The sequence below is a fragment of the Pseudoalteromonas sp. SG43-3 genome (assembly GCF_014164385.1).
GTDB lineage: Bacteria > Pseudomonadota > Gammaproteobacteria > Enterobacterales > Alteromonadaceae > Pseudoalteromonas > Pseudoalteromonas distincta.
The window spans coordinates 1-11,503 of the sequence record NZ_JACJFC010000038.1 but is presented as its reverse complement, the minus strand read 5'-3'; the positions used below and the strand labels follow the sequence as shown (position 1 = coordinate 11,503).

Annotated in this window: 13 protein-coding genes; 11 read left to right on the top strand and 2 right to left on the bottom strand. The window is 39.9% G+C overall.

Going from position 1 to position 11,503, the window contains the following annotated elements; all coding sequences use genetic code 11:
• Nucleotides 1–135 precede the first annotated feature (135 nt).
• The 9 genes from H5157_RS20090 (at nucleotide 136) to H5157_RS20050 (ending at nucleotide 6,173) form a co-directional block, all read left to right on the top strand.
• Nucleotides 136–558, top strand: a complete 423-nt coding sequence (locus H5157_RS20090) for a hypothetical protein (RefSeq protein WP_010558026.1) — start codon at nucleotides 136–138, stop codon at nucleotides 556–558.
• A 299-nt stretch (nucleotides 559–857) separates the two neighbouring features.
• Complete coding sequence (locus H5157_RS20085; protein ID WP_008467855.1) at nucleotides 858–1,271, top strand: MerR family transcriptional regulator; 414 nt, start codon at nucleotides 858–860, stop codon at nucleotides 1,269–1,271.
• A 101-nt stretch (nucleotides 1,272–1,372) separates the two neighbouring features.
• A complete protein-coding gene (locus H5157_RS20080) occupies nucleotides 1,373–3,616 on the top strand; it encodes a heavy metal translocating P-type ATPase (protein WP_008467856.1) in 2,244 nt (747 codons plus the stop codon).
• Nucleotides 3,617–3,627: 11 nt separating this feature from the next.
• Nucleotides 3,628–3,981 carry a cupredoxin domain-containing protein gene (locus tag H5157_RS20075; RefSeq protein WP_004589267.1) on the top strand — a complete coding sequence of 118 codons (354 nt, stop codon included), beginning with the start codon at nucleotides 3,628–3,630 and terminating at the stop codon, nucleotides 3,979–3,981.
• A gap of 9 nt (nucleotides 3,982–3,990) precedes the next feature.
• The gene (locus H5157_RS20070) at nucleotides 3,991–4,326 is read left to right on the top strand and encodes a DUF2933 domain-containing protein (RefSeq protein ID WP_008467859.1); all 336 of its coding nucleotides are present in this window, start codon (nucleotides 3,991–3,993) and stop codon (nucleotides 4,324–4,326) included.
• Nucleotides 4,319–4,984, top strand: coding sequence for an isoprenylcysteine carboxylmethyltransferase family protein (locus H5157_RS20065; protein WP_010558024.1), 666 nt, complete (start codon nucleotides 4,319–4,321; stop codon nucleotides 4,982–4,984). The genes H5157_RS20070 and H5157_RS20065 overlap by 8 nt, the downstream gene beginning before the upstream one ends.
• Nucleotides 4,968–5,390: a hypothetical protein gene (locus H5157_RS20060; protein WP_008467863.1), complete on the top strand. Its 423-nt coding sequence runs from the start codon at nucleotides 4,968–4,970 to the stop codon at nucleotides 5,388–5,390. The genes H5157_RS20065 and H5157_RS20060 overlap by 17 nt, the downstream gene beginning before the upstream one ends.
• A 10-nt stretch (nucleotides 5,391–5,400) precedes the next feature.
• The gene (locus H5157_RS20055) at nucleotides 5,401–5,772 is read left to right on the top strand and encodes a hypothetical protein (RefSeq protein WP_008467865.1); all 372 of its coding nucleotides are present in this window, start codon (nucleotides 5,401–5,403) and stop codon (nucleotides 5,770–5,772) included.
• A 50-nt stretch (nucleotides 5,773–5,822) separates the two neighbouring features.
• Complete coding sequence (locus H5157_RS20050; protein ID WP_004589646.1) at nucleotides 5,823–6,173, top strand: hypothetical protein; 351 nt, start codon at nucleotides 5,823–5,825, stop codon at nucleotides 6,171–6,173.
• Between the two features lie 119 nt (nucleotides 6,174–6,292).
• Here the strand turns inward: H5157_RS20050 and H5157_RS20045 are convergent, their stop codons facing one another.
• Entirely contained in the window at nucleotides 6,293–7,333 is a 1,041-nt protein-coding gene (locus H5157_RS20045) for an IS481 family transposase (RefSeq protein WP_138488686.1), read from the bottom strand.
• Between the two features lie 326 nt (nucleotides 7,334–7,659).
• Between H5157_RS20045 and H5157_RS20040 the strand changes: the two genes are divergently transcribed.
• Both H5157_RS20040 and H5157_RS20035 read left to right on the top strand, forming a co-directional pair.
• Nucleotides 7,660–8,700: an IS630 family transposase gene (locus tag H5157_RS20040; protein WP_010558023.1), complete on the top strand. Its 1,041-nt coding sequence runs from the start codon at nucleotides 7,660–7,662 to the stop codon at nucleotides 8,698–8,700.
• 347 nt (nucleotides 8,701–9,047) lie between these two features.
• Complete coding sequence (locus H5157_RS20035; protein WP_006792233.1) at nucleotides 9,048–10,121, top strand: hypothetical protein; 1,074 nt, start codon at nucleotides 9,048–9,050, stop codon at nucleotides 10,119–10,121.
• A 359-nt stretch (nucleotides 10,122–10,480) separates the two neighbouring features.
• Here H5157_RS20035 and H5157_RS20030 read toward each other — a convergent pair.
• On the bottom strand, nucleotides 10,481–11,503 hold a 1,023-nt coding region (locus H5157_RS20030; RefSeq protein WP_182725384.1), incomplete at its 5' end, for a heavy metal sensor histidine kinase.

Below are 11,503 nucleotides of genomic sequence, written 5' to 3'. Positions count from 1 at the left end.
AAAAAGTAAAAAGTAAAAAGTAAAAAGTAAAAAGTAAAAAGTAAAAAGTTTAGGTTTTAGTTCAAAGGTTGATCAAGATCATAAAATTATTTTTATAAAGTGGCTAATATTGTAGGTGATAAATAAGGAATTAAAATGTTTGGACTTTTCAAGTGGTTTAAAATAGTGGTAATTACTCTGTTGCTTACGCAGCATGGCTTTGCTATTGCTAAACCAATGAATTGTGAAGAACATCAAAATGGATCTTCCGACACGCATATTATACAACCAAGCAAAAATATGCATCATCAATCAATGAATGACAATAGTCACTATCACACTGAAAATTCGCAAGATTCTAAAAACCGTCATGGTGATGAAGACTGTGAAAAATGTAAAGCTGGTGATTGTGTTTGTTGTGAAGGCGGTTTTTGTACAAGCTTTCATTTAAATGCCTATCTTGTGGAAGCGCAAGACGAAGGTATTTGCAATATTCATTCTGAGCTAATTCTACAGCGTATACCCCTACCAAAATCTGGTATCCATCTCTTACTTTATCGTCCACCAATTATTGGCTAATCACGGGATCAGTGCGCCTTTTTTTCGCCAGTCCCATCAAAAATAAAACGATTTACTGATTGGTTTAAATTACCAACCGTTTTGAACAATTAGCACAATATTTTTTGGAGGCATGATGAACATGCTCAAACTATTGCTATTTACAGTACTTAATGCTGTCGATTTTGACCGAGATTTCTCTTTTACCAAAAAATTAGTTTTTAGCTTATTCACTAGAATTAGTACTTGACCTGTGTCTTAGACACAGGTCTAAGCTGAAGATGAGAGTACAAACTTAGCTAAAAAACTGAGGAGTGAATATGAAAGTTGCGGAGCTGGCAAAAAGCCTTGGAACGACTGCTGATACGGTGCGCTATTACACCAGATTAGGATTGTTAAAACCTGCTAAGTCAGTGAACGGCTACAAGTCATACTCGAATAAAGAAGTATCGAGACTTAAATTCATTTTAAGTGCCAGAAACCTTGGTTTTTCCGTTGCAGATATCAAGGAAATTATTAATGAATCTGAAGATGGTAAAAGTGCGTGCCCATTAGTCAGAAGCCTGATCAAAGAGCGGCTTGAAGAAACAGAAAAGCAGTTTCAAGCAATGTTGGCACTTCGAGGAAAAATGTCTTCTGCGCTTTCTCGATGGGAAGAAATGGAAGACAAAGCACCGACTGCAAACATGGTTTGTCATCTCATCGAAAACTTTGAGCAAATTAAAAAAGCATAGGAGGAAAAAGGGTGGCTACTAACACAAATATAAAAACTGAATCAGGCTGTTGCTGTCAGGCAAAAGCTCAATCCTCTTCGTGTAAAAGTAAGGAGAATACGTTGGAGAAAGTATCACATAACCAACAGCTTATCATTGAAGGTGCTGGGTGTGCTAGCTGTGTAGGCAAAATTGAAGGGGCGTTGAAGGCAACTCTTGGAGTCGTCAGTGCGGAAATGAATTTTGCTGATAGGACAGTAACAGTTTATGGGACAGCTAAAACAAAAGAGTTGATCAAAGCTGTTGAGTCAGTGGGGTATAACGCGAAGCCAATTGATGATAGCTCAGCAACAGATGCGCTTGATGAGAAAGAGGCTGCGGATTTTGCATATTACAAAAAGCTAATGCGCGATACGTTTATTGCCCTTTCACTCGGCGTTCCTTTGATGATCTACAGCATTGTAGTTGGAGAAATGACGGTTGAAACAAACCTTGAACGAATTTCTTGGTTGGTTGTAGGCATTTTAACTTTTGGTGTTATGTATTTTTCAGGCAAGCATTTCTATGTAGGAGCATGGAAGAGCTTCAAAAATCATTCAGCCAATATGGACACCCTAATTGCTTTAGGAACAGGCACGGCTTGGTTGTATTCGATGGTTGTCGTGTTTGCACCTGACGCTGTTCCATTGATGGCACGGCATGTTTATTTTGAAGCTACCGCCATGATCATTGGCTTAATTGATTTAGGTTTAGCATTAGAAATCAAAGCCAGAGGTAAAACCTCTGAGGCCATTAAACGTCTTATCGGCTTGCAAGCCAAAACAGCAACCGTGGTTCGTGACAACAAAGAAGTTCAGATAGGTATTGAGCAGGTTTTATTTAACGATATTGTGAAGGTAAAACCGGGTGAAAAAATTCCCGTCGATGGCGTGGTATTGGAAGGACACACCTCTATTGATGAGTCCATGCTGACAGGCGAACCTATGCCTGCTGAAAAAGCTGAAGAAGATGAGGTTGTCGCAGGTACTTTGAACAAATCAGGCATGATTTTATTTAGAGCCACACGCGTTGGTAAAGACACGGCGCTTGCACAGATCATCAATATGGTGAAACGAGCACAAAATTCGAAACCGCCGATTGGCCGTTTGGCCGATGTTATTTCAGCTTTTTTCGTACCTGTCGTGATGATCACCTCTGTGTTAAGTGCGCTAGCATGGCTTAACTTTGGACCTGAGCCAGCCATTGCTTTTGCCATCGTTTCAGCAACTACTGTGCTTATTATTGCCTGCCCGTGTGCTTTAGGCTTGGCAACACCCATGTCTGTCATGGTGGGAGTAGGAAAAGCAGCAGAAGCCGGAGTGCTTATTCGCAACGGTGAGGCACTGCAAACCGCCTCTAAAATCACTGCCATGATTTTAGATAAAACGGGCACTATTACTGAAGGGGCACCTAAGGTAACCGATATTATTTTAGCAAAAGCTACTGACGAAAAAGACGTACTACAGCTTGCAGCAAGTTTAGAAAGCGGCTCAGAGCATCCTTTAGCGCAAGCGATTGTTGAAAGTGCGTTAGATCAGGATATTGAGTTACTAAAAATTGAAGCCTTTAACGCCATTACGGGTTTTGGTGTAGAAGCAAGCTGCAACAACAAAGCCCTGCTTTTCGGAAACGATAAACTAATGAAGTTAAAAGGCATAGACCTCACAGGCTTTGTTGAACAAGCACAGTCTTTAGCCAAAGAAGCCAAAACACCTATGTACTTTGCTGTAGATGGTGAACTTGCAGCAATCATTGCTGTTGCAGATCCTATCAAGTCAGACTCAATCTCTGCTATCAAACGGCTTCAGGCTAATGGTATACGCGTCATCATGTTAACGGGTGATAACAAGGAAACCGCTGCCGCCGTAGCTAAAAAAGTGGGTATTAGTGAGTTTCTTGCTGAAGTGCTGCCAGAAGATAAAGCCAACAAGGTGAAAGAGCTACAAGAAGGCGGCGAAATTGTTGGTATGACAGGAGATGGCATCAACGATGCTCCTGCGCTAGCGTTAGCCGATGTTGGCTTCGCCATAGGCACAGGGACTGATGTAGCTATCGAAAGTGCTGACATTACCCTAATGCGTGGTTCACTTCATGGCCTTGCTGATGCCATAGCGGTAAGCAAAGCTACTTTACGAAATATCAAACAAAACTTGTTTGGCGCGTTTGTCTATAACGTAGCCGGGATTCCTTTTGCTGCGGGGGTTCTATATCCCTTCTTTGGCATTCTGCTTAGCCCTGTAATTGCAGGTGCTGCAATGGCGTTTTCGTCATTGACTGTAGTGTCAAATGCAAATCGACTTCGCTTTTTTAAAGCAAAAGAGCATTAAGGAGAATCACAATGATGGTTATTAACTTATTAGGCTTAATGTTAATCGCGCTGATTGTTTGGTGGTTTTGGCTATATAAACCCAATAAAACAATCGTTCAAGGTAATGAAGTACTCATTGAAGTGAGGGATGGTGTGTATTCCCCATCCTCAATTCAGGTGTCTGCTAGCCAACCTGTCACTCTGAAGTTTATGCGCAAAGATCAATCCCCCTGCGCTGAAACAATGCTTATTCCTTCATTGGATATAAGCGAACAGCTTAAATTAAATGAAATTACTCAAATTACCCTATTGAACTTATCACCGGGAGAGCATGAGTTTCACTGTCAGATGCAAATGTATCGCGGTGTCTTAAAAGTCGTTTAGGAGGGCAATATGAAAAATCAACACCCTAATTTTTGGTCAACACCTACAGGCTGGGCTGCACTGGCACTTATTGCCGCAGTGACCTACTTCTTAGTGCTTGAGCATGGTCAACATATGCTGCAATTTCTTCCCTACTTGATTTTATTGCTATGCCCCTTGATGCACGTATTTATGCATGGCAGTCATGGTAAACATGGTCACGATCATTCACATGCGCCTGATGAAAAAAAGGAAGAGAGCTTTCAAGAACTCACGGATAAAAATGCAGCCTATCGCGATGGCTACATACAAGGGTTAGAAAAGGCACGTAAGGAATCACATAAAAAGGAGAGCAGTGATGAATGAAACATATGATTATGACTTATGGTCAATGGTGATACTGAACTCAGCAATTTTTATCTTTTTTGCCTTTAGTTTTGTCAAACCAAAAACATCAACTGATTGGAGAAGTCTAAGCGCGTTCTCTGCCTTTATTGTTGCCCTATTTACTGAAATGTATGGCTTTCCTTTAACTATCTATTTTCTGTCGGGGTGGCTGACGGAGACCTATCCAGAAGTAAATTTCTTTGCGCATGAAAATGGGCATTTATTACATACTTTCTTTGGATTTCAAGGTGATGCCCATTGGGACCCATTTCATATAGTGAGTATGGTGTTAATTGTTGCAGGTTTCTTTATGTTGTCTTCAGCATGGAATGTATTGCATCACGCGCAAAAACATCATCAATTGGCTACAACTGGATGGTATGCAAGGTGTCGCCACCCACAGTATGTAGCTTTCATTCTAATCATGTTCGGCTTTTTATTGCAGTGGCCGACAATCCCAACACTTGCGATGTTTCCGATCTTAGTCGTTGTTTACGTCAAGCTAGCGAAACGCGAAGAAGCACAAGCGATTGCTGAGTTTGGTTCGGAGTACCACAGGTATATGGAATCGACACCAAGTTGGATCCCAAATTTTAATAAAAGTGTAGAAGGTAAAAATCATGAAAACGTTAACTAAATCAATTTTATTTATTAGTTCACTACTTATAACCACTAGCTCATTTGCCCAAAACAATGAGCATAAGCATGAAGGTGCGAACAAAGCTGATATGCATCAAGGCATGGCAATACCACATGAGAACATGGGAGAAATGCACAAAAAGATGATGGAAATGAAAAAGGAAGTCCATGCCATTAAAACTGAAAAAGATCCTGAAAAGCAACAGCAGATGATGGTTGAACATCACCGTTCAATGATGAAGATGATGCAATCCATGCACAAAAACATGGAAGAAATGCCAATGCATCAACAAATCAAGATGGCTGAACATCATTTAGAAATGATGGGGAACATGATGCCGCAGATGAACCGTAAAATGGAAGAAATGAAAGATAGCAATCAACAGCATTCACACAAACATTAGGAGAAAAATTATGAGCGATTTAAATCATAGAGTTGGCGTTAAAGAGCAAAATTTAGTTGTTCGAAACCTAAAGCTTAGCAATGTCACAGAAGAAAGCTGTGACGAGTTAGTAAAAGAAATAGATCAGCTTTTTGGTATAGATGAAGTTAGTTACAACATCAAAGAAGGTGAAATACACCTTGCCTATGATGCCGCAAACGTAAGCCTTGATGGGATTGAGGAGGTAATCCGTAAGTATGGCGCAGATGTTCATGATGATTGGTGGACACATACTAAAGAAAGTTACTATAAATTTGTTGATCAGAACATCAAAGATAACTCTGTTCATAAGCCTTGGAGTTGTCATCAAGCACCTTCGGGGGCTGGCCGGAAAAACAAATGAATTCATAAAAAAGTGTATAGATAATTAGTTAGTCAAATGAGGTAACAGTGATGAAAACACCCTATATAAAAGCTCTTTTATTGCTTACATTCGGTTTATATTTAGTGGGTTGTTCCAATACCACTTTTTATCATAAATACATGATGAGAGGTCAGGTAGTAGAAAGTTCTGATAATCGAACTCTAATCTGTATTGGTGCTAAGCATGGCGCAGAGGTTGGGCAAAAATACAGTGTTATTAGATTCCATGAAAGAATAGTATTGAGTGAAGGTGAAGATCCCTACACTATCGAAAAGGTAGGAACGGTACAAATTACTAAAATTGTGAATGATCATTTCGCAACTGTAAAGCTAGTGTCTGGTGACATTGCAGCGAAAGATATGGTGGAACTTGAAAACTAATAAAGTGGTGGCGAAAGCCACCACAAGAGCATAACAATAAAACTTAATGAAAAAACTTTAGTTGTACTAGCTCAGACTTGATCTGACAGTTACCCGTTTTTTAATCGGTGACTGTCAGTCTAGATTTGAGCTAAATTTTTCTCAGCCCAGATCAATTTTCCATCTAATAAAGTTTCTAATGGCGTTCTGCCACAGCATATTTTTCCTTGATGAGTTCGGTCATTATTGTAATAAATCATCCATTCGTCCAGATCCTTTTGCAATTCCGCTAATGAGCTATATAGCTTTTTACGGAATGTAACTTGATAGAATTCATTGAGTATCGTTTTGTGGAAGCGTTCGCAGATACCATTTGTTTGCGGTGACATAGCTTTGGTTTTTGTATGATCGATATCATTAATAGCCAGATATAACTGGTAATCATGATGTTCGACTTTGCCACAATATTCAGTGCCTCTATCGGTTAGAATACGTAGCATGGGAAGCTCGTACTGTTCGAAGTACGGCAGTACTTTGTCGTTGAGTATGTCAGCCGCAGTAATTGGCGTTTTCGTGGTGTAGAGCTTAGCGAACGCTACTTTGCTGTATGTATCAACGAAGGTTTGTTGGTAGATACGCCCAACGCCTTTGAGATTACCCACGTAAAATGTATCTTGAGAGCCTAGATAACCTGGGTGAGCCGTTTCAATTTCACCACACGCTTCGTCATCATGTTTTTTCTTTTCAAGCGCAGCTACTTGAGCGTCGGTGAGAATGATACCTTCGTTAGCAACTTTATTTTCTAGTGCCTTGAGACGCTTTTTGAAGTTCTCTAGGTCATGACGTAGCCATATTGAACGAACACCGCTGCCAGAAACGAATACGCCTTGTTTTCTGAGTTCATTACTCGTTCTGTGTTGGCCATGAGCTGGATAATCGACAGCGTATTTAATGACGGCTTGTTCAGTTGCTTCATCAACTCTATTTTTTAAGTTTGGCGCTCTACGACTTTTATCAATTAACGCATCAAGTCCACCGTCTTCGACGAGTTCTTGATATCGATAAAATGTATCACGGGATACACCCATCACTTTGCAAGCTCTTGATACGTTGCCAAGTTCTTCTGCAAGATTAAGTAAACCCGCTTTGTGTTTAATAATTGGATTGTTAGTATGTAGCATGAGAGTTACCTCTTATATGTTTTGATTTAAAGATTCGACACCTTTTATCAAAACGGGTAACTCTCACTTTTTCAAGTTGATGTGTCAGATCTTGTCTGAACTAATACACTTTAGTGTTATTTTGTACAACCTTTGAGATTGTTTGCTCAGTTCTGGTTATCTTGATGCCAGTACGACAGAAAAAATGTTACATATGAATTAGAAAGGTATGGGCTGGCATCCTAAATAGCTGTTCCAAATAGTAGATCACCCGAGGAAGGGAACTCAATGCGGTTTGCGCGATCAGATCAGTCGCCAAACATAACCAATCAACAACCGCATTGAGTATGAACAAAATAGCATTTTTATACGGCGCAGAAACCCGCCGCTTGAAGAAAATTGTACATAAAACCCGAGATAAAGACCTGTGCCGCCGGGCAAATGCGGTGTTATTGGTGCTAAAAGGTGAAACCAAGTCGCAAGTAGCCCGTGTTTTGCAAGCAGGCCGTTCATCAGTAAACCGGTGGGTAACCTGGTATGAAGCAGCAGGTATAGATGGCCTTAAAACCAAGGGTGCTGGGCGACCACCAAGTCAGCCCAAAGGCTTTATCTGCGGTGTTTTAAAACTGTTGGTGAACCATGTACCCAGGACACTGGGTTATCAGCGGTCGCGTTGGAGTAGTGAATTATTCGCACTGCTACTGCATAAGCTTTACCGTATCGTTATTCATAGCTCAACTCTCAGGCGGTGGTTGCCACAAGTCGGCATCGTCTGGCGTCGTGCGGCACCGACGCTGTATATCCAAGACCCAGATAAAGAAGCTAAGTTAGCAGCCATGCGGGAGGCACTTGAAAATTGCAGCGTGGACCATCCGGTGTTTTATCAGGATGAGGTGGATATCCACCTGAATCCGAAGATTGGTGCCGACTGGGGCTTTAAAGGTAAACAGCGTAAGGTAGCTACACCCGGCCAGAATAAGAAACACTATCTGGCGGGGGCACTGCACAGCCAGACAGGACAAATCAGTTATGTTGGTGGTGAGCGCAAGACCAGTGATTTGTTTATTGCGCTGTTGGAGCAACTGAAAGGGCAATACCGGCGAGCGAAAAGTATCACGCTAATTGTGGATAATTACATCATCCATAAGAGCAAAAAAACGCAGAAATGGCTGAATGAGAACCCAAAGTTCAAGCTCTTGTTTTTACCGGTATACAGCCCGTGGCACAACAAAATTGAAAAGCTATGGCATGCGTTGCATGAAACGATAACCCGTAACCATCAGTGTAAGAACATGGATGACTTACTGGAGCAGGTATACCACTTTATGGACACAGCGGCTCCGTTCCCAGGTGGCAAGCATGGCTTGAAGCAGGTGTATCACAATTAGGATCAGTTATTTAGTCAGCAGTAAATCCCTAGCATGGACTTGCATCTGGCACCAAACTCTACGCAGTTCTTTTCCATGTGCCGCGCAAAAACTTTAGCTCAAAACCGTTCAGTATTCGGTAATGCTGAAGTGAACGTTGATGTCCGCTATTCGCTCTTTGCCGAAGTTTGGCTAAGTGCCATGAGCAGTCATTCATGATTAACTCGTTTCTGCCCCAAAGTGAGTTACAATTCAAATTTTACTAATTAAGAGTGCACGGTAAGTTTTGCATTCAAAACAAATGTGTTGTTTGTATTAACTAAAATAAAGCGGTAGCTCACTCATAATTCAGCAAGGAGCATAATTTCATGAACGGTTTGAAAGATTTATCTCAAATTGAGCAGTTAAAGATCCTCAAATCAATAAGGCTTGGTTGTTCGAGTGAGGCCGAGTTTGAACTGTATGTAAAAACACATTTAGTCGAGCAGAATATTGAAGAAGTTATCCGAAGGATTGATGGTCTTCTCTTGGAGGACGAGTTTCTGCTTCTTTGTAAATTGATGAAAGCCTGCCTTGCAATAAATGGGTTAGAACAGGGGTTTGTGATAAATAATGATTTAAAAGTGCCAGACTACTTAGCAGTATTTGACCTTAGCCATAGCGTTTATGATACAAATCGTAATTCAACCAAAACGTCTGCTCTTGTTGAGGTTAAAACAACTCAAAATGATAAAATTAAACTAGGAAAAAACTTTTTAGATAAATATGCAAAATATACCGACTTATACGATTTACCATTGATTATAGCTTCTAGATTTAAGATTAGTGAGCAACAACAATGGTGGATTTTGCAAACTGAAGAGCAATTAACAAAATCCAAACGGATCTCAAACCCTCAACAGATTATCAATGGGGGCATTGGGCATATTCTTCTAAACGACTATTTTTTAATGCCGACCACTAATATAATTATCGATACAGAATTTTCAAAAATACCAAAAACATCGACTGCGTACTCAAAAGAATATGGTTACTTAAAGTCCGTCTCGATAACAATTGATGAAAAGCAACTAACGTTGCCAAGCGAATATCCGATGTTAAATTTATTTCTGGACTGTTTTTCTCAAGAGCATCTAGCAGTTGAGCAAAACAATGAGGGGGTTACTGTTAGAAGAGTGCTCCCCGTACAAGCTCAATTGTTAAGTGATATGCTTCTAAGAGCTAATTTTTCTATGTTAGACGGTAATGGGAATGAATATTCTAATGCAAGTAGGCTATTAGCTTTATTGGAGAATAATAAAGCCTCGGTTATTTACAGAGAGTTTTTTGATGAAGCACTGAGCTTTTTTAATTCAGAATTTCCATTATTTATTAGGTTAGAAATAGGGGATGAAGCTAATAATAAGAAACTTCTACACCATTTCCACAACAAAAAGACCTGAACCAGATGTAAAGACTCTATGATTGCGACATCACAGGTAACTTGCAGTAAGAGATGGCAATAAACCTAGCTCATTTTTGTCCAAAAACGAGTTTACCCGACCCTCCGCTTTTCGCTCAAATAAGACCCCGAAAAATGGCTCATATAGCTATCTAGGCCAACGCTTTCAAAAACAGAAGTATATTTCCGATAACTACCTTTGAATTCCTATAAACGGAAGTTTGCTTCCGAAATATAGCAATATTGGGTTAGAAACCGGAAGTTTACTTCCGTTTTGTACTTTAAGTTTATAAACCGGTGTTTAATGAAAGCTGGGAAGTCTAGAGGTACAAGCAAACATTGGGTTATTAAATTTAATAATTAGCTTTTAGCTAAATTTAGAAAAACTTTAAAGCTGGTAGTTTGATTATTTGAACTGACCTCTATATTTCCACCGTTTGCTTGCGCTAGAGCTTTAACTATTGCAAGCCCTAAACCAGCTCCATCGCTGTGTCGTTGGCGCGATTTATCGGGTCGATAAAAGCGGTCAAATAAATAAGGTAAATGCTCAGAAGGTATTCTCTCCCCAGTATTAATCACTGAAATACATATTTTATCAGCGGTAAATATTTCACTATTTACTGTGATTGATGAGCCTTTTGGGGCATACCTTATTGCATTGGATAGGAGGTTTGATAATAATTGGCGAAAGTGTAATTTGTCACAATAAAAACAAAGGTTTTGACCTTTTTTCTTAAATGTAATCAATGAGTCTTCAGCCAAAGCATCAAAGTACTCAAATAATGCTTCAATTTCATCATGGCTTTTTAGAGTATTTTGAACGGGTTTAACCAGTCCATTCTGAGTTTTTGCAAGCCAAAGCATATCACTAACCATCTTAGTTAGTCGTTCCAGCTCTTCTAGATTAGAAAACAATAATTCTTGATACTCTAACAACTGTCTTTTTTTAGATAAACCAACCTGTGTTTGAGTGATTATATTTGTTAGTGGAGTACGTAACTCATGCGCAATATCACTAGAGAAATTTGATAAACGAATAAATTCACCTTGGAGCCTGTCGAGCATCGAGTTAAACGACTGCACCATATTAACAAGCTCAATAGGCACTTTATTTTCATCAAGCCTTACATCCATCTTATTAGTTTGGATGTCATGCATTTTCTGACTCAAACCTCGTAAAGGGTTCAATCCTTGATGTATAGCAAACCAAGCCACCAATAAAATGAGTACCGCAGAGCCAAACATAATAGCCCAAAGACTTTGTTGAAATTGATTGAGAAAGTGTAAATGAAAGCTCATGTCTATCGCTGTAGTAATTTTGTATTGCTGTTGCTCAGTACTTAAATTACTCACCAGAGCTCGGTAGGTGTGGGTATCATTTTG